We start from the raw sequence: 20876 nt of genomic DNA on the forward strand, positions 1-20876 counted from the left end.
GAAGCGCGGTCTCGCCTCGCTGTGCATCGGCGGCGGCATGGGTGTGGCGCTCGCGCTCGAACGCGTTTGATTGCGCTTCATGCGATTGCCGGGGGGCGCTGTTAGCAGAGGCTAGCGGTTCGCCCCGGCGCTGCGAGCAACGCGTGGCGCGGGTGGTGGCAGCGGGAAGGAGCGAGGCCAGGGCCGTCGAAGGGCGCGCCAGGAAAACGATAATGGAGTGTGGTTTATGTCAGAGCGTATTGCGTATGTAACGGGCGGGATGGGCGGCATCGGAACCGGCATTTGCCAGCGCCTCGCCAAGCAGGGCTTCACGGTGATCGCCGGCTGCGGCCCGAATTCGCCGCGCCGCGTGAAATGGCTGGAAGACCAGAAGGCGCTCGGTTACGACTTCATCGCCTCGGAAGGCAACGTGGGCGATTGGGATTCGACGCGCCAGGCGTTCGACAAGATCAAGGCCGAAGTCGGCGAAATCGATGTGCTCGTGAACAACGCTGGCATCACGCGCGACGTGGTGTTCCGCAAGATGACGCGCGAAGACTGGACGGCCGTGATCGACACCAATCTCACGAGCCTCTTCAACGTGACGAAGCAGGTGATCGACGGCATGGTCGAGCGCGGCTGGGGCCGCATCATCAACATCTCGTCGGTGAACGGCCAGAAGGGTCAGTTCGGCCAGACCAACTATTCCACGGCCAAGGCCGGCATTCACGGCTTCACTATGGCGCTGGCTCAGGAAGTGGCGACCAAGGGCGTGACGGTCAACACCGTTTCGCCGGGCTATATCGGCACGGACATGGTGAAATCCATCCGTCCCGACGTGCTGGAAAAGATCGTCGCGACGATTCCCGTGCGCCGCCTCGGCGCACCCGAGGAAATCGCGTCGATCGTGGCGTGGCTCGCGTCCGACGAGTCAGGCTTTGCAACCGGTGCTGACTTCTCGCTGAATGGCGGGTTGCACATGGGCTGATCCCGAGCGCAGCGCGCTTGCAGGGAGCGCGCCAAGCTGGGATCGAGGACGGCAGCGGGCCTGTTTGCTCACCGGGGCAGGCCGTTTCCGGGCTAGACCAACGCGCGACGGCAACGGCCGCCGCGCGTTGGCGCTAACAAGGGCGACACATGACGACTACAAAGAAAACCGCCGAACGTCTCATCAAGAAGTATCCGAATCGTCGGCTGTACGACACGGAGACGAGCACGTACATCACGTTGACGGACGTGAAGCAACTCGTGCTGGAGCAGGAAGAGTTCAAGGTCATCGACGCGAAGACCAACGAGGATCTGACGCGCAGCATCTTGCTGCAGATCATTCTCGAAGAGGAAAGCGGCGGTCTGCCGATGTTCTCGTCGTCGATGCTGTCGCAGATCATCCGTTTCTACGGCCATGCGATGCAGGGCATGATGGGCACCTACCTGGAAAAGAACATCCAGGCGTTCATCGACATCCAGAACAAGCTCGCGGATCAGTCGAAGAGCCTTTACGAAGGCAACGCGATGAACCCCGAGGTCTGGTCGCAGTTCATGAACATGCAGGCGCCGATGATGCAGGGCATGATGACGAGCTACATCGAGCAGTCGAAGAACATGTTCGTGCAAATGCAGGAGCAGATGCAGAACCAGGCGAAGAACATGTTCAGCAGCTTCCCGTTCAAGCCCGTAACGCCGGGCGGCGCGGCGGCACCGGCACAGGGTGCGCCCGCGGACGACGAGCAAGAGAAGAAGTAAGCGGCGCGACGCACACGGCGGGTGGCGCGCGCTGGCAAGGCGCGGCGCGCCGTGGCGAAGCGTTGCCTCGCGAGCACGCCCCCCTCCCGGTGGGCCGCCGTCTTCAGGCGCTTTGCAGCGCGCGCAAGGCTTCAGGGTGCGCCACGGCCAGGCGCAACAGGGTTTGCGCGGCGCCCGTCGGCTGGCGCCGGCCTTGCTCCCAGTCCTGTAGCGTACGCGTGGAAACGCCGAGCAGCGCAGCGAAGGCGCTTTGCGAGAGTCCGGCACTTGCACGCGCGAGCGCGGCGGCGGTGGGTTGGCCGCGCGCAACACGCGTGGCGCCGCCTTTCATCTGACGCACCGGTTTCAGCAAATCGGCCTGAAACGCGTCCACTGTCCTTTTCATATTCGCGCTCTCCACGCAGCCGGTAGAAGGATGTGCTTGATCGGGCGCAATGCGCACCGGGCGAAAATTATCCCGATGCGCAGCCGGCAGGCGAGCCATAGCTGAACGAAGTTTGATCCTGTCCATATTTCATCCGACCCCGGCGCGTGCGGGTGCGTGTCTACCATGCTGCGCCGCACGATACGCCAAACGGGTAAAATGGCGGATTGGCTTGACCCTCGCGCGGCGCAACGAACGCCCTGCGCCCCACATCTGGATGTACACGTGAAAAACCCTGTTGAATCAACGACCTCCCGCAATCCTGCTCCGCGCGTCGGGATGGTTTCCCTCGGCTGCCCGAAGGCGCTTGTCGACTCCGAGCAGATCATTACCCAGCTGCGCGCCGAGGGTTATGAAATCTCGGGGTCTTACGACGGTGCGGACCTCGTCGTCGTCAACACGTGCGGCTTCATCGACGAAGCCGTGCAGGAGAGCCTCGACGCCATCGGCGAAGCGCTTTCCGAGAACGGCAAGGTGATCGTGACCGGTTGTCTCGGCAAGAAGGCGAGCGCGAGCGGGTCGAACCTGATCGAAGAAGTGCATCCGAAGGTGCTCGCCGTGACGGGCCCGCACGCGGTGGGCGAGGTCATGCAGGCGGTGCACAGCCACCTGCCCAAGCCGCACGATCCGTTCGTCGATCTCGTGCCGGCCGCCGGCATCAAGCTCACGCCGCGCCATTACGCGTACCTGAAGATCTCCGAAGGCTGCAATCACCGCTGCACGTTCTGCATCATCCCGTCGATGCGCGGCGACCTCGTGTCGCGCCCGGTCGCCGAGGTCATGCTCGAAGCGGAAAACCTCTTCAAGTCCGGCGTGAAGGAACTGCTCGTGATCTCGCAGGACACGAGCGCTTACGGCGTGGACGTGAAGTACCGCACCGGTTTCTGGAACGGCAAGCCGATCAAGACGCGCATGACCGACCTCGTCGCCGCGCTCGGCGAACTGGCTGCGCAATACGGCGCCTGGGTGCGCCTGCACTACGTCTACCCGTATCCGAGCGTGGACGAAGTCATTCCGATGATGGCCGAAGGTCCGTTCAAGGGGCACGTGCTGCCGTACCTCGACGTGCCGTTCCAGCACGCTCACCCTGAAGTCCTCAAGCGCATGAAGCGCCCCGCGAACGCGGAGAAGGTCATGGAGCGCGTGAAGGCCTGGCGCGAGATGTGCCCCGATCTCACGATCCGTAGCACGTTCATTGCCGGTTTCCCTGGCGAAACGGAAGAGCAATTCGAAACGCTGCTCGACTTCATCCGCGAGGCCGAACTCGACCGCGTAGGCTGCTTCGCCTATTCGCCGGTTGAAGGCGCAACGGCAAACGAACTCGACGGCGCGTTGCCCGACGAGGTGCGTGAGGAACGCCGCGCGCGCTTCATGGAAGTCGCGGAGGAAGTTTCGGCCAAGCGTATTCAGCGCAAGGTTGGCAAGACGCTCAAGGTGCTGATCGACGAGATCAACGCCGACGGCGGCATTGGCCGCACCGCAGCGGATGCGCCCGAGATCGACGGCGTGGTCTATGTCGCGCCCGCGACCAAGGCGTCGAAGCGCTACAAGGTCGGCGACTTCGTTTCGGTGAAGATCACCGGCGCGGACGGCCACGACCTCTGGGGCGAGGTCTGAGCGGCATGACGAGCGTCGCCCCGCAAGTCCTCGCTTATGGCGAGGCCATGGTCGAGTTCAACCAGGCGTCGAAAGACCGCCCCGAGTATTTGCAGGGCTTCGGCGGCGATACGTCGAACTTCGCCATCGCGGCGGCTCGCCAGGGCGCGCGCACGGGCTTCGTCTCGGCGGTCGGCGACGACCATTTCGGACGCCTCCTGACCGACCTGTGGACGCGCGAAGGCGTCGATACCTCGACGGTGCGCGTGGACGCGACGGCGCCCACCGGCGTCTACTTCGTCTCGCATGGCCCGAGCGGCCATGCCTTCGACTATCTGCGCAAAGGGTCGGCCGCGAGCCGGTACACGCCGCGCGATCTGCCGCTCGACACCATTGCGGCTGCGCGCGTGCTGCATCTTTCCGGCATCAGCGTGGCGATCAGCGACAGCGCCTGCGACGCGGCGCTCGCCGCTGTCGAGCATGCGCGCGCCAACAGCGTGCGCGTGAGCTTCGACACCAATCTGCGCCTGAAGCTGTGGCCACTCGCGCGGGCGCGCGCCGTGATGAACGAGGTGCTGCGGCTCACCGATATCTGCCTGCCTAGCTGGGACGACGTGGCGGTACTCACGGGTCTCGAAGACCGCGACGCGATCGTCGATTACCTGCTCGCGCGCGGCGCGCGTGTGGTCGCGCTCAAGCTGGGCAAGGACGGCGCTTACGTCGCGACGCCCGACGAGCGGCGCGTCGTGCCTGGCCACGTGGTCGCAGCCGTGGACGCCACGGGTGCGGGCGACTGCTTTGGCGGCGCATTCGTCGCGCGACTGGCCGCCGGCGACGATCCGTTCGCTGCGGCACGCTACGCGAACGCGGCCGCCGCGCTTTCGACGCTGGGCTTCGGCGCCGTGGCGCCTATTCCTTATCGCGAGGACGTCGAGCGCTTGCTCGCCGATCGGCCTCCGGGCGAAACGCGCCAATAACGCACCAATAACGAGATTCATCCAATCAGGAAGAGAGGAGTGAGACTATGGAACGCGAAGTAGTGGTGGCAAGCGGTGTGCGTACGGCAATCGGCGACTTCGGCGGCAGCCTGAAGGACTTCTCCCCGACGGTTCTCGGCGCACGCGTGGTGCGCGAGGTGCTCTCGCGGGCGAACGTCGAGGGCGACGCGGTCGGTCACGTGGTGTTCGGCAACGTCGTGCACACGGAGCCCAAGGACATGTATCTCGCGCGTGTGGCCGCGATCAACGGCGGCGTTGCGCAGCACGCGCCGGCGCTGACCGTGAACCGGCTGTGCGGCTCGGGCCTGCAGGCGATCGTGTCGGCTGCGCAAACCATTCTGCTCGGCGACGCCGACATCGCGATCGGTGGCGGCGCGGAAAACATGAGCCGCGCGCCGTACTCGATGCCGGCCGCGCGTTTCGGCCAGCGCATGGGCGACACGCAACTCGTCGACATGATGATCGGCGCGCTGCACGACCCGTTCCAGACGATCCATATGGGCGTGACGGCGGAAAATGTCGCGAAGAAGTTCGGCATCACGCGCGAGGCGCAGGACGCGCTTGCGCTCGAATCGCACCGCCGTGCGGAGCGCGCACTCGCCGAAGGCCGCTTCAAGGATCAGATCCTGCCGGTCTCGATCAAGTCGAAGAAGGGCGAAGTGCTGTTCGACGCCGACGAGCACGTGCGCCACGGCGCCACGCTGGAGGACTTCTCGAAGCTCAAGGCGGTGTTCGCGAAGGAGAACGGCACGGTCACGGCGGGCAACGCGTCGGGCATCAACGACGCGGCGGCCGCCGTGCTGCTGATGAGCGCCGACGCCGCTCGTGCGCGCGGTGTGAAGCCGCTCGCGCGCCTCGTTTCGTATGCGCATGCGGGCGTCGATCCGGCGTACATGGGCATCGGCCCGGTGCCGGCCACGCAGAAGGCGCTCGAGCGTGCAGGCCTCAAGGTCAGCGACCTCGACGTCATCGAGGCCAACGAAGCCTTCGCGGCGCAGGCCTGTGCGGTTTCGCAGGAACTCGGGCTCGACCCGGCCAAGGTCAATCCGAACGGTTCGGGCATCTCGCTCGGCCACCCGATCGGCGCAACCGGTGCGCTCATCACCGTGAAGGCGCTGTATGAACTGCAGCGTATCGGGGGGCGCTACGCGCTCGTGACGATGTGTATCGGCGGCGGCCAGGGCATTGCGGCCATCTTCGAACGCATCTGATACGCGCCACGCCCCGCCAGCTGTGCAAGTGAAGGAAGGATTCAGATGGAAGCAATGACGCAAGCACAGCGGCCGCCGAGCGCGGCCGCCCGACGGGGAGGCGCGAACAAGGCGCGCGGCTGGATTGCCGCCGCGGCCGCGGCTGCGGCGGTCATGGCGCTCGCGCTGCCGCTCGCGGCGCGAGCGCAGGAGGCGAGCGCGCCGCCGCCCGCCAAGTCCACGCTCAAGCCGAACCCCGAGTTCGCGAAGCTGCCGCAATACGTCGGCACGCTCGGTAATCGTCAGATCGTCATGCGCCTCGGCGCAAAAGCCGGCGACGACGACCCGACTGGCGTGCATGGCGAATATCAGTTCACGGATACGGGCGAGGTGGTCCTGATCGCGGGCGACCGCGCGGAGGCCACGCTCGAAGCCGAGGACTCGAACGACGGGACGCATATCTCCGGCAACTGGGTGGGCACGTTCGCCGAAGACGGCTCGCTGTCGGGCGACCGCATGGATCCGGACGACTCGCACCCGGTCCCCTTCGATCTGAAGCCGCTCGCGGCGGGGGCTGCGGCGCCCGCCGTGTCGACTGGCGCGGCGAGCGCATCGACTCCGAACGGCGCGCACGCCGTGAACGGCGTGAGCAATCTCGTGATCGGGCAGTAAGCGCCGCTACGGGTGTTACTCTTCGCTATGCGGCGTCGCGCGCGTCTTTCGCGCAGGCCCGCGCCGCAACGTTCTCGCGCCTCAACCGAATTCGCTCCAACATGACCCAATCCGACTCCCGCCGCGCGTTGCAGACGCGCATCATTCACCCGCAAGACGACCTCACGCCCGGCTTCGAATCGTTTGCCGCGCCGGTCACGCGGGCTTCGACCGTGGTGTTTCCCGACCTCGCTTCGGTGCGCGCGCTCGACTGGCGCAACGACGCGCAATGGCGCTACGGCCTGCACGCCACGCCCACCTCGGCCATGCTGCAAAAGCGCATCGCCGAGATCGAAGGCGGCACACATGCGCTGCTGCAACCCTCGGGACTCTCGGCCATCTCGAACGTCTACTTCGGACTGCTGAAGTCAGGCGACGACGTGCTGATTCCCGATAACGTCTATTCGCCGAACCGCGATCATGGCGACTGGCTCGCACGCGATTTCGGCCTCACGGTGCGCTACTACGATCCGATGATTGGTGCGGGCATCGCCGAGCTGATCCAGCCGAACACGAAGCTGATCTGGCTGGAAGCACCGGGCTCGGTGACGATGGAAGTGCCCGACGTGCGCGTGATCACCGCGGCGGCGCGCGCGCGCAACGTGGTGACGGCCATCGACAACACGTGGTCGGCAGGCCTTGCCTTCAAGCCGTTCGAGCACGGCATCGACATTTCGGTGCAGGCGCTCACCAAGTATCAGTCGGGCGGCAGTGACGTGCTGATGGGCGCGACCATCACCGCCGACCGCGATCTTTATCTCAAGCTCAAGGCCGCGCGCATGCGACTTGGCATCGGCGTTTCGGTCGACGACTGCTCGCTCGTGCTGCGCGCGCTGCCGAGCATGAAGGCGCGCTTCGAGGCGCACGATCGCACCGCGCTCGCGCTCGCAGGCTGGCTCAAGTCGCGCCACGAAATCGCGGCGATGCTGCACCCGGCGTTCGAAGACTGCCCGGGCCACGAGTTCTACAAGCGCGACTTCACGGGCGCGGGCGGCCTTTTCTCCGTGGTGTTCGACGAGCGCTACAGTGCGGCGCAGATCGACACGTTCTGCGAGTCGCTCGAACTCTTCGCGTTGGGCTGGAGCTGGGGCGGGGCGCATAGCCTCGCCATGCCGTACGACGTCGGTTCGATGCGCACGGCAGCGAGCTGGCCGCATCGCGGCACGCTGGTGCGCTTCTACATCGGTCTCGAAGAAGAGGCCGATCTGCGCGCCGACATCGAGCGCGCGCTCGCAAGGCTTGCGGAAAAAGCAAGTACGCCTGAATAATCCGCGCGAAACAACAACGGCCGCTCGCGTCCACGAGGACACGAGCGGCCGTTGTCTTTTCTAACCGCGGCGCAAGCCCGATCAGAACAGACGCAGCAAGCCGTCGAGCCCGACGAAGTTGAACGCGACGCTCGCGGCCTCGCGCACCACCGGCTTCGCGCGGAACGCAACCGACAAACCCGCTACGCCCATCATCTTGAGGTCGTTCGAGCCGTCGCCCATCGCGATTGCGCGGCCTGGCTCGATGCCGATCTGCGCACAGGTTTCGGCAAGCGTGCGCGCCTTCACGTCGGCGTTGACGATCTCGCCGGTCACGCGTCCCGTGAGTTTCCCGTCGACGATTTCGAGCGAGTTCGCGCGCGTGTAGTCGAGCCCGAGACGCGCCTTCAGGCGCTCGGTGAAGAACGTGAAGCCGCCGGACACGAGCAGCGTTTTCAGGCCCGCTGCCTTCGCGCCCGCGAGCATCTGCTCGGCGCCCGGCGAGAGCTGCAGGCGCTCCTCATACACACGCTCCAGGGCGCTCGCGTCGAGCCCCTTGAGGAGCGCCACGCGGCGCGTGAGGCTTTCGTTGAAGTCCTTGATCTCGCCGCGCATCGAGGCTTCGGTAATCGCCGCGACCTCGGCCTTGAGGCCGCAGAAGTCCGCGATTTCGTCGATGCATTCGATCGTGATGAGCGTCGAGTCCATGTCCATTGCCACGAGGCCGAAATCGGCCAGCGTGCGCTCCGCTTCGACGAATGCGTAGTCGAGCTGGTGCGTGCCGCAGTAGACCTCGAGGTCGGCGCGCTGGGCCGGCTCGGCATGCTCGATGCGAACCGCGTGAGCGTCGATCGGCGTGAGGCGGCTGCCGCGGGCGAGGCCGAGAAGCGGCTTGTGATGGACGGTGTCGAGCGGGGCGGGACTCTGGATGACGAGGTTCATGGCAGGACGGGCAAAGCCGACGCACGGCGTCGTCGGATTGATCGAATTGATCGGATGAAATCGGATGAAAAAGGGCGCAGTCGCGCGTGCAAGAGTCGGAATTGCGCTCTGCAGTGCGCGGCAAAGCCCGTCATTGTAACTTCCCGCCGATCGCAACGGTCGTCTGCCACTTTCGTCGCGCTTTTCCTCAGGGCCGATATTTCCCCGTTTTTCGGCACACGCTTGCGATCACCTTGCAGCGACGAAAGCGCCCATTCGAGGCACAATGAAAGCTCATGCGGCAGTCTGACGGGGGCGGCTGCCGCGTGCCGTCAACCGAACGTGTCGCGACTCGCGTCGCGCGACGCGTCATGTGCGCGAGGGCGCCAGGGGAACCGGTATGCAGGACGCTCGCAAGGCCCCAACCAGGACATCTGCCCGAACGCCGCGCGGCGAGCGGGCCTCGAACTCGGACGCCGCCGCGCCGGCCACGCCTGCCGCGTCCGTGCACCGCTTGCCTCGAACCACACGGCGTCGGCGTGACGACTCGGCCGAAACCGAAATCGACGGTATACGCATCACGAGTGCGAGACGCGTTATCGATGCCGACAGCGGCACGCACAAGCTCGAACTCGTGCGCTACTACGCGCGCGCTGCGGGCTGGATTCTGCCGCAACTGCGCGATCGCCCCGTGTCGCTCGTGCGCGCACCGCGCGGCTTGAGCGGCGAGATGTTCTTCCAGCGCCACTGTGGGCGGGCGCCGCTGCCCGAACTCACCGAACACGAAGGGCTCGACCCGGGCCATCCGCCGCTGCTCACGATCGATACAGCGCGCGCGCTGGTGAGCGCCGCGCAGATGGACGTCATCGAGTTGCACACCTGGAACGCCAGCGTCCACGACATCGAGCGGCCCGATCGGGTTGTCTTCGACCTCGACCCCGACCCGGCGCTGGGCTGGGACCGCGTGATCGAGGTGGCGCAGTCGACGCGTGCACTGCTTGCGGAACTCAAGCTCGAGTCATTCTGCAAAACGAGCGGCGGCAAGGGGCTGCATATCGTCGTGCCGCTCACGCCCGAGGCGGGCTGGGAGGACGCGAAGGCATTCGCCCGTGCGGTTGCGCAGCATCTGGCCGCGGTCTGGCCCACGCAGATCACGGCCACTATGGGCCCAGAGCACCGCAAGAAGAAGATCTTCATCGACTATCTGCGCAATGCGCGCGGCGCGAGCACGGCGCTCGCGTATGGCGTGCGGGCGCGCCCGGGCATGGGCATATCCGTGCCGATCGGCTGGGACGAACTGGAGGCGACAACGGGTGGCGCGCAATGGACGCTTGCGACCATCGACGCGCGCTTTGCCCAGATCGAGAAGGCCGATCCATGGGCAGCCTATGCAAGCGTGCGCCAGAAGCTGACGGCGGAACTGACGCTGAGTCTGGAGGCGACCGGCAAGTAGTGACGCCGTGAGTGTGAGGATGTTTTGCGCGCCGCCTATGCACAACGGATCGTCGATGCCGATGAAGTCCGGCGCATGACCGCGCGCAGACGGACAGCAAGCAAATTGCTCGCGATGACAAGCAGGATAAAACCTGGTCCGTTCGATGCATGCGCTCGGCGCAAGGCAGCGCGCAGCGCGCTAGACTGGTAACAGACCATCCGCCGCACGGGAGCGGTGCGTCGTACCGGCTTTTCGCGGCTTGCCGCGTTCGTTGCGTACGCCGCCATTGCCCACGGGCGCGGCCGTTCCCGCCAGGAGGTGACGCATGCCTTGCCGCAGCTCCCGCCATACTCGCCGCCGTCGCGCGGCGCTCGTCCCGTTCGTCCTAGCCGCGTCTTGCGTCATCGCGCTGCCCGCGCTCGCGGCCACGCCGATCACAGTCACCTCGAAGGCCGCGACCGACGGGCCGATCCGCTACACGGTACGGGTCGTGTCGAAGGCGTTCGGCGACGCTCAGGAGACCCGCACGCTGCGCTCGGGCGACACCGACGACTTCACGTGGCGCACCACGCCGCCAGGCGGCGCAGTCGCGACGCCGCAAGGCTGCCCGGACTACGCCTCGTTGCCGCTCGACGCGAACGGCGCGATGGTCAGGCAGACCCAGGTTCGCCTTGCGCCAATCGTCGCGAGTAACGGCACGGCCACCGTGCAGGTGAGCTTCCGCGCCCAGGCGCCGCACGGTACGCAAACGGTGTCGAGCAACGGCGCATCGCTTACGTGTCCTGCTGTGGTTGCGCATAGCGAGGTCGCGCACCTCACGATGCCCACCAATGGCACTGCGAAAACGCTCAAGCTCAGCGACGGCACGCAGATCACGATCTCGGCGCAGCGCTAAAGCGCGCCGTGAGCGGGATGGCCGGCGTAGCGCGTAAAGCATCGAGCGCGGGCCGGCCGCGCACGTCTAGGCGCGTGCCTTGCGCTCGATAAGCCGCGCCGCGAGAAAGCGGTGTTCCGGCGAGAAGAGCCGCCGGTACGCGAGCAGCACCGCGCCCACCGTGCCGAGCGCCGACGAAGCCGCGATCAGGAACATGATCACGATCTGATAGCGCACGGCTTGCAGCGGCGATTGTCCCGCGAGCACCTGACCCGTCATCATGCCGGGCAGGCTCACCACACCGACCACGGCCATCTGGTTGAGCGTTGGAATCATGCCGGCGCGCACCGCCTCGCGGGCGCTAGCCTGCGCGGCCTCCCAGCGTGTCGCGCCGAGCGCGAGCGCACTCTCCACACGGTCGCGCCGCGCGGTCAGCTCCTGCATCATGCGCTCCACGCCGAGCGATACGCCCGTGAGCGTGTTGCCGAGAATCATGCCGAGGATCGGAATCGCGTATTGCGGCTCGTACCACGGCCGGATGCGGATCACCACGAAAAGCCCGACTGCCGCCACGAGCCACGCGCTCACCCAGATCGACACGATGCTGTCCGCGCGTTGCCCGCCATACGTGCGTGCGCCGCGCTGCGCCCCGGCGAAACCGGCGATCAGCGTCATGAGCGCCATCAGCGGCAGCACGACGTACCAGCGGTTGAATGCGAACACCCAGCCGAGCACATAGCCAATCGCGAGCAGCTGCACGACGGTGCGCACGGCGGCCCACGCCAGCTTGCGCTCGAGGTCGAGCTTGAGCAGCACGGAGACCGCGCCGTTGACGAACACGAGCAGCGCCGCAATGGCGACGTCGCCGATGCCGAGGTTCTGCAGTACGCCGGGGCTCATTGTGCGGCTCCCTGAGTGAGTGCCGCGCGCGTGGCGGGTTCTTCGAGCACGCCCGCGCGCATGGTCAGATGCCGCTCGCCCACGCGCTGTGCCTGGGCGGGATCGTGCGAAACCCAGACCGTGGTGCGCGCTGTGCGCGCCTCGTCGAACCAGCCGGCCACCAGAGCCTCGACGGCGCGCGCCGATTCGGGGTCGAGCGAGGCGGTCGGCTCGTCGAGCAGCAGCGCTTCGGGATCGAGTTGGAGCACGCGCACGAGTGCCACGATTTGCGCTTCGCCGCCCGAAAGCTCGGAGGTATCGCGCGCGAGGAAGTCGCTGGAACGGCCAATGGCGGCGAAGAGGGCGTTCGCGCGTGCCGCGTCGAATCGCGCGTCGCGGTAAGCCGCTAGCGTATAGGGGTAGCGCAGGTTGTCTTCGACACTGCCGTCCAGCAGCGCGGGCCGCTGCCGCAGGTACGCAATATGCCGCCGATACTGGGCGATGCGCCCGCGTGTGACCGGTTTGCCGTGCCAGCGCACCTCGCCGCCGTCGAGCGAGTCGAGCAGCGCGAGCGCGCGCAGGAACACGCTTTTGCCGGAGCCGGACGGGCCCGTCAGCACGGCGCGCTCGCCCGCTAGCAGCGCGAAATCGGTGGGATGCAGCAGCCACTGGCCGCGTTGCGCGTCGCGCCGGGCGATCTGGCGGGCCTCGACGAGCGGCGCGCCATCGGCGTGGGGTGGGGGGGACTGGTTGTGCTTGAGCATCGAAAGATTGCAAACATGGCGGGTGCGGCGGGTACGGCGAGTCGTGCGAAACAGTATGTAACCGGGCACGCTGACTGCTCTTGCGGTATTGCAACATGGCAGGCCAACAACGCATAACGTGGAGTACGCATGACGTCACCGCAGCCCAAGCCCTTTAACCTTGGCCGCACGCTCGCCAGGATCATCGCATGGCTCGCCGCGGTTGTCGTCGTGTTGATTGGCGTGCTCGTCGTTTTCATCCTGACGTTCGACTGGAACCACGCCAAACCCTACGTGAACGACAAGGTCACCGAGGCCATCGGGCGGCCGTTTGCGATCGAAGGCGATCTCAAGGTGGGCTGGCAGAGGCCGCCCGGCGAAACGGGCTGGCGCGCGTGGGTGCCCTGGCCGCGCTTTTCGGCCACGCAGATCTCGATCGCCAATCCCGACTGGACGAAGTCCCCGCACTTCGCCACGCTCGACGAAATCGACTTCGAGGTGGCCGTGCTGCCGCTGCTGGCTCACGACATCGTGATTCCGGCGATCAATCTCGTGAATCCATCGATCGACGCCGAGCGTCTTGTCGACGGGCGCAATAACTGGACCTTCAAGCTGCCCGCCTCGAGCGGGCCTTCAACGTGGCGGCTCGACCTGCACGACATCACGTTTTCGAGCGGCAATATCGCCGTGAGCGACCAGCAGACGAAAACCGACGTGAAGATCGCGGTGAGCCTGCTTGGGCAGGGCATCCCGATCGGCAAGGTGATGGAGGAGCAGGAAGCGGCGTCGCGCGAGGGCTCCGCGCAGGTCATAGGGCGCGCGGGCGCCAACCGGCTGACGCAGCAGGTCAACAAGCAGGCTTCGGAGGCGGCGGCCGCCAGCGCGGCTAGTGCGACCAGCGAGGCGAGCGCAGCGGCGGCTTCGGGCACGACGGCGGTAACAAGCGCGCCTGCAACGGGCTCGCAGACGCTCGCCGCGAACGGTGCCAGCGGCGCCAGCGGTCCGATCGCCGGTTCGGGCACCCCGCCCGCACAGTCGCTCACGCAAGAGCCGTTCTACGCGATCGGCTGGACGATCAAGGGCACGTACGGCAAGACGGCGCTCGCGGGCAGCGGCAAGCTCAGCGGCGTGCTCGCCCTGCAGGATGCGAAGCGGCCGTTCCCGATCCAGGCCGACATGCGCGCGGGCGACCTGCACATCGCGCTGGTCGGCACGCTCACCGACCCGATGCACCTGGCCGCCGTTGATCTGCGCCTGTGGCTGCAGGGACAAAGTCTGGCGCATCTGTACAACCTCACCGGCGTGACGCTGCCCGAAACGCCGCCGTATGCCACGGAAGGCCACTTCGTCGGCAATTTCAGGCGCGGGGCGAGCGTGTTCCGCTATGAGAACTTCACGGGCCGCGTGGGCGGCAGCGACCTGAACGGCACGGTGGTCTACCAGCAGCGCACGCCGCGGCCGCTCCTGAGCGGCGAACTGGTTTCGAACCTGCTGCAGTTCTCGGACCTCGCGCCGATCATCGGCGCAGACAGCACGGCGAGCAAGGCAAAGCGCGGCGATACCGTTGCGCAGCCGGCCGATCGCGTGATCCCGGTCGAGCCGTTCCGCACCGACCGCTGGAGCGCCATCGACGCCGACGTCAAGTTCACGGGCCGGCGCATCATCAAGCAGGGCAGTTTGCCGGTTCAGGACCTCTACGCGCACGTCGTGCTGACGAACGGCGTGCTCGTGCTCGATCCGCTGCAGTTCGGTGTGGCGGGCGGCACGCTCGGCACACGTGTCTCGCTCGACGGTAGCGGCGCGCCGCTCAAGGCGCGCGGCACGCTGGAGGCGCGTCACCTGAAGCTCAAGCAGCTATTCCCTAACTTCAAGACGATGCAGTCGGCGCTCGGCGAGATCAACGGCGACGCTTCGCTTACGGCGACCGGCAACTCGCCGGCGGCGCTCGCCTCGACCTCGAACGGCGAGGTGAAGCTGCTTGTCACGCAGGGCACGATCAGCCGATTGCTCATGGAGGCGGCGGGCCTGAACGTGGCGAACGTGGTGTACGAGAAGCTGTTCGGCACGCGCGACGTGAATATCAACTGTGCGGCGGCCGACTTCGTCGGCTCCAACGGCGTGCTCGATCCGCGCGTGTTCGCGCTCGACACCGACGACGCGGTGATCAACATCGACGGCCCGATCGACCTGCGCGACGAATCGATGAACATGAAAGTCCATCCGCATACGAAGGGCTTTCGCATTTTCACGCTGCGCTCGCCGCTCTACGTGAGGGGCACCTTCAAGAATCCGCGCGTGGGTGTGGATGCCACAGCGCTCGCGCTGCGCGGCGGCGCGATGATCGGGCTCGGACTCATCAACCCGTTCGCCGCGCTGATTCCGCTCATCGCGCCGAGCAACAACAAGCCGCTGCCGTGCGACGCGCTGTTCGCGCAGATGCGTGAACATCCCGTGGCGCCGCCGCCGGGCCAGAAAATGCGCGCGCTGCCGAAGCCGGACCTCGCAAGCGCAAGCGCAGGCACGGGCGCGAGCGCCGCTGCGGCGACGGATAAGGGCAATAAGGGGGAAGGGGGCGTGAAAGCGAGCCCGGCCACGCGCAACGCGCCGTCGCCAGCCTCGACTGCAAAGCCGACGCAAGGGCAGGAGCCGCTCTACAAGGGAAGCTGAGTCGGGAAGCTGAAGCGGAAAAACCGCTGCGCCGGGTGAATCGACCCGGCGCAGCGGTGCAGTGAACTTCGTTGAGCGCGCCGACCTGGCGCAACGACTAGCGCAACGAGCGCGGCGCCGTGTCGCCGGCGGCGTCCTGGCGGCGCGTCACGCGCCGGGTGGTCATGGTCGGACGTGCCGCACCGAACTCGGGCAGGACCCGGCTGCGTGCGCGGCTCGCGAACACAAGAAAACCGAAGCCGTCCGCTTCATACCAGTAACCGCCGTTCTCGAGGCCTTCGATCGGCTGCTCGAGCGCGTGCGCGATCGATTCGATGCAGCGCTTGCGCAATTCACTCGTGCCCGGATACGGCGGCTGCGCTCCGCGCACGCTGCACAGGAGCACATCGAGCCCCGGCAGGATATGCGCATAGAGCACGGGCTCGTCCTGCGCGCGTGCTCGCGCGATCTTGGTATCGAGTTGGCCGAACGGCTTGAAGTGGCTCAGCACGGCGAGAAATGACTCGTCGCCGTCAGCCTTGACGCGTTTGCGCTTTTTCGGGAAGGACATAAAAATTCGCCTGAAAAAGGTGGATTGCAGTACACGCAGCGTTCCCATGCGACCACTCCCGGACTGGTGCGCCGCACGTCGATCCTTTATAGCACACGGATTTGCTGCGTTCACGAGGATAGAGATGGGGACGGTCCGCTCTTGCGGCGCGCGGAGCGCCTGAAGCGATCCGGACCTGCGCGGCCCGCCTGCTGCCCCTCTTTCAAAACCCTCATTGCGTTCGCAAACGCCATGCCGGATCGCACGTCGCGCTCATGTAGATATCCCGGCGCTCTCTCGCTCGTCTCCGTCTCAATGATAGACCTGTGTGTGCGCTCGGTGTGGCGAATTGCCGCAAAAAAACGGGTTTTCCGCGACTCAACGTGTGTGGTGTCACATACATTGTCATCCTGAAAAATCGCGCAGATAATGTTGCGGTTCTGTTGCCCGCGGTTGTCCGGGGCGCCTCGGGCCGATTGGCGTTGCGTGGGCGCATGCCGCGGGACGTATTGCAAAAAAACTGGCGAAAAGCACGGCGCGCCGCCCAGACCCGCCACCGAAGCAGGCCAACATGAAACTCTTCGCCAAGGGGCTCTTGCTGATCGCGATTCCGAGCGTCGTCGAACTGGCGCTGCTCGGCGTCGTGTTCGACACCCAGGGGAAGGCCGCGCTCGCGGCCAAACGCGCCGAAAACACGCAGCAAATCCTTTGGCAAGCCAACAGTCTCGTCGACCCGCTGCTGCGCGAAGCCGCGCGCGTGCGCACGGGCATCGTGCTCGAAGATCCTTCATTCATCGATCGCCACGCCGTCTGGACCGAGTTCGCCGACCGCATTACGTTGCTCGCGCGTATGGTCGCCGACAATCCTCCCCAACTCGCGCGCGTCGAGCATATGCGCAACGCCGCCTATGCATGGCGCAAAGAAGCGGGTGAAATTGCCGATGCACTGCGCATGGGCCGCAGCACGTCGTTCGCTCAGGTGGCGGGCAACGGCATGCCTCCGGAGATCGAGACGGTGCGCGAAGTGCTCGGCGACTTCATCGCCGAGGAAACGCGGCTCGACGAGGCCCGCGCGGCCATGCTGCGTGAGACGCGCGAGCGCCAGCAGGACGCGCTGATCTTCGCGGTGGTGGGCTCGATGCTGATCTGGGGGTTCACGGCCATGGCGTTCGCGCGCAACGTGGGCGTGCGCCTTGCCGCGCTCAGCGCGAACGCCGAGCGCCTTGGGGAAAGTGCGCCGCTTGCGCCGCCGCTCACGGGCAACGACGAAATCGCCGCGCTCGATGCGGTGCTCCATCAGACGAGCGCGCAGCTGCGCGTGGCCGAGCGCGAGCAGGCCGCGCTGAAGGCGCAGCTTCAGGCGCGCGCCGCGGACCTCGCGAGCGCCAACGAACATCTGCGCCAGGAGAGTCAGGACAACGAGATGTTCATCTACAGCGTCTCGCACGATCTGCGCTCGCCGCTCGTGAACCTGCAGGGCTTTTCGAAGGAGCTGCAGGTTTCGTGCGACGACTTGCGCGCCCAGGTCGACGCGGCGGGCTTGCCGGAGCACGAGCATCGCGAGATGGCCGAAGTGCTCGACGGCGACGTCGACGAGTCGTTGCAATTTCTGCGGCAGGCGGTGGCGCGCGCAGCGGCGATCATCGACGCGCTGTTGCGTCTCTCGCGCGCCGGGCGCCTTGAATACCGTTGGCAGCGCGTGAACGTGGCGCGGCTCGTCGAGCGCGTGCTGGGCGGCCTCCCCGAGGAACGCGCGCAGGCGGCGCGCATCGAGGTGGGCGAGCTGCCGCCCGCCTGGGGCGATCCGGCGGCCATCGAACAGATATTCGACAACCTCATCGAGAATGCGTTGCACCATCTCGATCCCGCGCGCCCGGGCCGGGTCGAGATCGGTGCGCTCGTTGCCGCTAGCGAATCCGCCGACGAAGCCGGCAAAAGCGCGGGCAAGGACGCAGGAAAAACAGGAGCCGCGGAGCCTCTCGAGCGTACGCGGACTTATTTTGTGCGCGACAATGGCGTTGGTATCGCGCAAGCGTATCTGCCCAAGCTGTTCCGCGCGTTTCAGCGGCTGCACGGCGGCGAATCGCCCGGGCAGGGCACGGGCCTCGCGCTCGCCAAGCGGATTGCGGAGCGCCACGGCGGCCGCATCTGGGTGGAATCGACCGAGGGCGCGGGCTCGACGTTCTTCGTCGCGCTGCCTGACCAGCCGTTGCGCACCACATAGCGGGCACTCGGGCGCGCCTGCCGGCAAGCTTTCAACAAGTTTCGAAAAGTTCATGCGGTACGTAGGAGAGTCGAGATGACGAACGGGGAACAGGTCAGCATCGTGCTGATCGAAGACGACGACGGGCACGCCACGCTGGTCGAGCGCAACCTGCGGCGTTCGGGGATTTCGAACAGCTTCCTGCGCTTTCGCGACGGCCAGGAGGCGCTCGATTACTTTTTCGGCACGCCGGGCGACAATCCGGCAGCGGCGGCGAACTGGGCGTCGCGCGACGCGCTCAGCAATTTCGTCGTGCTGCTCGACTTGCGCATGCCGCGCGTGGACGGCTTCGAAGTGCTGCGGCGCCTGAAAGCGGAGCCCGCCACGGCGTCGGTGCCGGTGATCGTGCTCACGACCACCGACGACCCTCGCGAGATCGAACGCTGCTATGAGCTCGGCTGCAACGTGTACATCACGAAACCGGTCGAATATGACGCGTTTATCGAGGCCGTGCGCCGACTCGGCTTCTTTCTCCAGGTCGTCAAGCTGCCGCCGGGACATCGCTTCGTCCAGGCGCGACCGGCCGGCGCCCAGTAACGGATCGCGCGGGCATCGCGCATGGAAACATCACGCATTGGCAACCGAATGAAAGCAAGGCGACACGCTCGACTCATGCCTGAAGGGACGCTTCGCGCATGACGGAGGAACCCACGATGCTGGACGGCGCGCGCGTGCTCGTCGTCGACGACGACGAAGGCATCCTGCGCCTCGCCCGCAAATCGCTTCTGCGCGCGGGTGCGCGCGTGGACACCTGCACGGGCGTGGGGGAGGCGCGCGCGTTGCTCGCCGTGCAGACGCCCGACGTGCTCGTACTCGACTATCAGCTCGACGGCGCGGAAACGGGCCTCGACTTCTTCCGCCGTCTGCGTGCCGACGACGTGCGCGTGCCGGCGATCCTCGTGACGGGCTTCACCGACGAGTCCCGCGTGATCGCCGCGCTACGCGCGGGCGTCTCGGACGTGGTGCCGAAGTCGGGCGATTATCTCGACTATCTGCCGGAAGCCGTCGCGCGCGTGCTCTCGCAGGTGGCGCTGCAGCGCGCCTCCGACGAAGCGCTCCTGTTGCGCGATCGCGAAGAACACTACCGTACGCTCTCCGAAGCGTTGCCGCACCTCGTGCTCACCTGCGGTGCGGACGGCAATTGCGACTTTGTCTCGAAGCAGTGGCTCGACTACACGGGGCTCGACGCCGGCCAGTCGCACGGTCTCGCCTGGCTCGACGCCGTGCACGCCGACGATCGCGAAGAGATTCGCCACACCTGGCTCGAAGCCGTGGGCAGCGGCGCCACCGACTATCGCCATGAGTTGCGTATTCGCCGCCGCGATGGCGTGTATCGATGGTTCGATGTCCGAATCGTTGCGATGCGCGACCCGCGAGGCGGCGTGAACAAATGGTTCGGCAGTTGCACCGACATCGACGCGCAACGCGAAGCGACCGAGGAGCGCGAGCGCCTCCTTGCCTCGGAGCAGGCAGCGCGTCAGACCGCCGAAGAGGCCAACCGCGCGAAAGACCGCTTTCTCGCCATGCTCTCGCACGAGTTGCGCACGCCGCTCACACCGGTGCTCGCGGGCACGCGGCTCCTGGAGCAGATCCCGGCGCTGCCCGACGCAGCGCGCTCGGGCGTACTGATGATCCGCCGCAATATCGAGCTCGAGGCACGTCTGATCGACGACCTGCTCGATCTCACACGCGTGGCCAATGGCAAGCTGAGCCTCGCGCTCGACACGGTCGACGTGCACGAGGTGATCGAGGCCGTGCTCGAGCTTTTCCATAGCGAAATCCAGATCAAGCAGCAGGATGTCCATGTCGACCTGCGCGCGCAGCAGCACTATGTGCGCGGCGATCGCGCACGCCTGCAGCAGATGCTCTGGAATCTCGTGCGCAACGCCGCGAAGTTCACGCCCGACGGCGGCCACATTTACGTACGCACGCGCGACGAGCGCACGCACGTGGAGATCGAGGTCGAGGACACGGGCATCGGCATCGCGCCCGAGCAGATCGGCAAGCTCTTTCATGCCTTCGAACAGGGCAGCCACAATCTCACGCGTCAGTTCGGCGGGCTCGGGTTAGGCCTCGCCGTGACGCGGGCGCTGACCGAGGCGCACGGCGGCAGCGTGAGCGCGAGAAGCCCCGGTGCGCATTGCGGCGCGACCTTCACCATCGTGCTGCCGAGCGCCGCGCGAGGCGAGGGCGCCGCCGCGGTCGCCGAGCGTCGCGGGCCGCATCGGGTGGGCGCGCTGAACATCCTGCTGATCGAGGATCACGAGGATACCGCTGAGGTCATGTCGCAACTGATGCGCTCGGGCGGCCACGAGGTGGCGGTGGCGGGCAGCGTGGCCGGCGCGCTCGCGCTCACGGCCAGCATGGCTTTCGACCTCGTGGTAAGCGACATCGGTCTGCCGGATGGCTCGGGCATCGACTTCATCCGCGCGTTTCGTGCGCAATCAACGGCGCCTGCCGTCGCGCTCACCGGCTTCGGCACTGACGACGACGTGCGCCGCAGCGTCGAAGCGGGCTTCACCGCGCATCTCACGAAACCCGTCAACTTCGAGCAACTCGAACGGCTGATCGAAGAGGCTGCGGCCGCGCGCAGTGCGTCGGCCGCGCCCGATTCCGCCGCGCCGGCTCCCTGAGTCTTCCTTGAGCCTCGCTTGAACCGGGCATAAAAAAGCCCGCG

Annotated in this window: 18 protein-coding genes; 13 read left to right on the top strand and 5 right to left on the bottom strand. The window is 66.5% G+C overall.

The genetic code is table 11. The features are described 5' to 3' along the window. The first annotated feature begins 226 nt into the window (after nucleotides 1-226). Both U5A58_RS33605 and phaR read left to right on the top strand, forming a co-directional pair. A complete protein-coding gene (locus tag U5A58_RS33605; RefSeq protein WP_321914780.1) occupies nucleotides 227-967 on the top strand; it encodes a 3-ketoacyl-ACP reductase in 741 nt (246 codons plus the stop codon). Between the two features lie 149 nt (nucleotides 968-1116). Then, nucleotides 1117-1722 (top strand): polyhydroxyalkanoate synthesis repressor PhaR, encoded by a 606-nt coding sequence (gene phaR, locus U5A58_RS33610; protein ID WP_321914781.1) that lies wholly within the window; start codon nucleotides 1117-1119, stop codon nucleotides 1720-1722. A 103-nt stretch (nucleotides 1723-1825) separates the two neighbouring features. Here the strand turns inward: phaR and U5A58_RS33615 are convergent, their stop codons facing one another. Beyond that, the gene (locus U5A58_RS33615) at nucleotides 1826-2107 is read right to left on the bottom strand and encodes a helix-turn-helix domain-containing protein (protein ID WP_321964666.1); all 282 of its coding nucleotides are present in this window, start codon (nucleotides 2105-2107) and stop codon (nucleotides 1826-1828) included. 318 nt (nucleotides 2108-2425) lie between these two features. Here U5A58_RS33615 and rimO point away from each other — a divergent pair, with 318 nt between their 5' ends. The 5 genes from rimO to U5A58_RS33640 all read left to right on the top strand — a co-directional run bounded on the left by rimO (nucleotide 2426) and on the right by U5A58_RS33640 (nucleotide 7909). Continuing rightward, nucleotides 2426-3763, top strand: a complete 1338-nt coding sequence (rimO, locus tag U5A58_RS33620; protein ID WP_321937642.1) for a 30S ribosomal protein S12 methylthiotransferase RimO — start codon at nucleotides 2426-2428, stop codon at nucleotides 3761-3763. Between the two features lie 5 nt (nucleotides 3764-3768). After that, nucleotides 3769-4719, top strand: a complete 951-nt coding sequence (locus U5A58_RS33625; protein ID WP_321964667.1) for a sugar kinase — start codon at nucleotides 3769-3771, stop codon at nucleotides 4717-4719. A gap of 47 nt (nucleotides 4720-4766) precedes the next feature. Further along, nucleotides 4767-5951 carry a beta-ketothiolase BktB gene (gene bktB / locus U5A58_RS33630; protein ID WP_321964668.1) on the top strand — a complete coding sequence of 395 codons (1185 nt, stop codon included), beginning with the start codon at nucleotides 4767-4769 and terminating at the stop codon, nucleotides 5949-5951. Nucleotides 5952-6005: 54 nt separating this feature from the next. After that, entirely contained in the window at nucleotides 6006-6602 is a 597-nt protein-coding gene (locus U5A58_RS33635) for a hypothetical protein (RefSeq protein WP_321964719.1), read from the top strand. A gap of 101 nt (nucleotides 6603-6703) precedes the next feature. Then, complete coding sequence (locus U5A58_RS33640; RefSeq protein WP_321964669.1) at nucleotides 6704-7909, top strand: cystathionine beta-lyase; 1206 nt, start codon at nucleotides 6704-6706, stop codon at nucleotides 7907-7909. An 81-nt stretch (nucleotides 7910-7990) separates the two neighbouring features. On the opposite strand, the gene serB is transcribed toward U5A58_RS33640, so the two are convergent. After that, nucleotides 7991-8830: a phosphoserine phosphatase SerB gene (gene serB, locus U5A58_RS33645; protein WP_321937637.1), complete on the bottom strand. Its 840-nt coding sequence runs from the start codon at nucleotides 8828-8830 to the stop codon at nucleotides 7991-7993. Between the two features lie 379 nt (nucleotides 8831-9209). Here serB and ligD point away from each other — a divergent pair, with 379 nt between their 5' ends. Further along, entirely contained in the window at nucleotides 9210-10262 is a 1053-nt protein-coding gene (gene ligD, locus U5A58_RS33650; RefSeq protein ID WP_321964670.1) for a non-homologous end-joining DNA ligase, read from the top strand. 307 nt (nucleotides 10263-10569) lie between these two features. After that, on the top strand, nucleotides 10570-11139 hold the full coding sequence (locus U5A58_RS33655) for a DUF6013 family protein (protein WP_321914840.1): 570 nt from the start codon (nucleotides 10570-10572) through the stop codon (nucleotides 11137-11139). A gap of 66 nt (nucleotides 11140-11205) precedes the next feature. Here the strand turns inward: U5A58_RS33655 and U5A58_RS33660 are convergent, their stop codons facing one another. Further along, nucleotides 11206-12018, bottom strand: a complete 813-nt coding sequence (locus U5A58_RS33660; protein WP_321948843.1) for an ABC transporter permease — start codon at nucleotides 12016-12018, stop codon at nucleotides 11206-11208. Beyond that, nucleotides 12015-12761: an ATP-binding cassette domain-containing protein gene (locus U5A58_RS33665; RefSeq protein ID WP_321964671.1), complete on the bottom strand. Its 747-nt coding sequence runs from the start codon at nucleotides 12759-12761 to the stop codon at nucleotides 12015-12017. Before U5A58_RS33665 ends, U5A58_RS33660 begins: the two co-directional genes overlap by 4 nt. 129 nt (nucleotides 12762-12890) lie before the next feature. On the opposite strand from U5A58_RS33665, the gene U5A58_RS33670 reads away from it, so the two are divergent. Continuing rightward, nucleotides 12891-15407: an AsmA family protein gene (locus tag U5A58_RS33670; RefSeq protein WP_321964672.1), complete on the top strand. Its 2517-nt coding sequence runs from the start codon at nucleotides 12891-12893 to the stop codon at nucleotides 15405-15407. Between the two features lie 97 nt (nucleotides 15408-15504). Here U5A58_RS33670 and U5A58_RS33675 read toward each other — a convergent pair whose 3' ends face one another. Beyond that, nucleotides 15505-16005, bottom strand: coding sequence for a hypothetical protein (locus U5A58_RS33675; RefSeq protein WP_321914844.1), 501 nt, complete (start codon nucleotides 16003-16005; stop codon nucleotides 15505-15507). Nucleotides 16006-16507: 502 nt separating this feature from the next. Here U5A58_RS33675 and U5A58_RS33680 point away from each other — a divergent pair. From U5A58_RS33680 to U5A58_RS33690, 3 genes are all read left to right on the top strand, one after another. Further along, nucleotides 16508-18160: a sensor histidine kinase gene (locus tag U5A58_RS33680; RefSeq protein ID WP_321964673.1), complete on the top strand. Its 1653-nt coding sequence runs from the start codon at nucleotides 16508-16510 to the stop codon at nucleotides 18158-18160. A 75-nt stretch (nucleotides 18161-18235) separates the two neighbouring features. Next, a complete protein-coding gene (locus U5A58_RS33685; protein ID WP_321937630.1) occupies nucleotides 18236-18736 on the top strand; it encodes a response regulator in 501 nt (166 codons plus the stop codon). Between the two features lie 98 nt (nucleotides 18737-18834). Next, a complete protein-coding gene (locus tag U5A58_RS33690; RefSeq protein ID WP_321914847.1) occupies nucleotides 18835-20832 on the top strand; it encodes a response regulator in 1998 nt (665 codons plus the stop codon). Nucleotides 20833-20876: the final 44 nt, after the last annotated feature.

Source organism: Paraburkholderia sp. J7, from assembly GCF_905220155.1.
Taxonomy (GTDB): Bacteria; Pseudomonadota; Gammaproteobacteria; order Burkholderiales; family Burkholderiaceae; genus Paraburkholderia.

Coding starts and splice junctions, on each gene's coding strand:
- U5A58_RS33605 (WP_321914780.1), top strand. CDS start 227: ATGTCAGAGCGTATTGCGTATGTAACGGGCGGGATGGGCGGCATCGGA.
- phaR (WP_321914781.1), top strand. CDS start 1,117: ATGACGACTACAAAGAAAACCGCCGAACGTCTCATCAAGAAGTATCCG.
- U5A58_RS33615 (WP_321964666.1), bottom strand. CDS start 2,107: ATGAAAAGGACAGTGGACGCGTTTCAGGCCGATTTGCTGAAACCGGTG.
- rimO (WP_321937642.1), top strand. CDS start 2,426: ATGGTTTCCCTCGGCTGCCCGAAGGCGCTTGTCGACTCCGAGCAGATC.
- U5A58_RS33625 (WP_321964667.1), top strand. CDS start 3,769: ATGACGAGCGTCGCCCCGCAAGTCCTCGCTTATGGCGAGGCCATGGTC.
- bktB (WP_321964668.1), top strand. CDS start 4,767: ATGGAACGCGAAGTAGTGGTGGCAAGCGGTGTGCGTACGGCAATCGGC.
- U5A58_RS33635 (WP_321964719.1), top strand. CDS start 6,006: ATGACGCAAGCACAGCGGCCGCCGAGCGCGGCCGCCCGACGGGGAGGC.
- U5A58_RS33640 (WP_321964669.1), top strand. CDS start 6,704: ATGACCCAATCCGACTCCCGCCGCGCGTTGCAGACGCGCATCATTCAC.
- serB (WP_321937637.1), bottom strand. CDS start 8,830: ATGAACCTCGTCATCCAGAGTCCCGCCCCGCTCGACACCGTCCATCAC.
- ligD (WP_321964670.1), top strand. CDS start 9,210: ATGCAGGACGCTCGCAAGGCCCCAACCAGGACATCTGCCCGAACGCCG.
- U5A58_RS33655 (WP_321914840.1), top strand. CDS start 10,570: ATGCCTTGCCGCAGCTCCCGCCATACTCGCCGCCGTCGCGCGGCGCTC.
- U5A58_RS33660 (WP_321948843.1), bottom strand. CDS start 12,018: ATGAGCCCCGGCGTACTGCAGAACCTCGGCATCGGCGACGTCGCCATT.
- U5A58_RS33665 (WP_321964671.1), bottom strand. CDS start 12,761: ATGCTCAAGCACAACCAGTCCCCCCCACCCCACGCCGATGGCGCGCCG.
- U5A58_RS33670 (WP_321964672.1), top strand. CDS start 12,891: ATGACGTCACCGCAGCCCAAGCCCTTTAACCTTGGCCGCACGCTCGCC.
- U5A58_RS33675 (WP_321914844.1), bottom strand. CDS start 16,005: ATGGGAACGCTGCGTGTACTGCAATCCACCTTTTTCAGGCGAATTTTT.
- U5A58_RS33680 (WP_321964673.1), top strand. CDS start 16,508: ATGAAACTCTTCGCCAAGGGGCTCTTGCTGATCGCGATTCCGAGCGTC.
- U5A58_RS33685 (WP_321937630.1), top strand. CDS start 18,236: ATGACGAACGGGGAACAGGTCAGCATCGTGCTGATCGAAGACGACGAC.
- U5A58_RS33690 (WP_321914847.1), top strand. CDS start 18,835: ATGACGGAGGAACCCACGATGCTGGACGGCGCGCGCGTGCTCGTCGTC.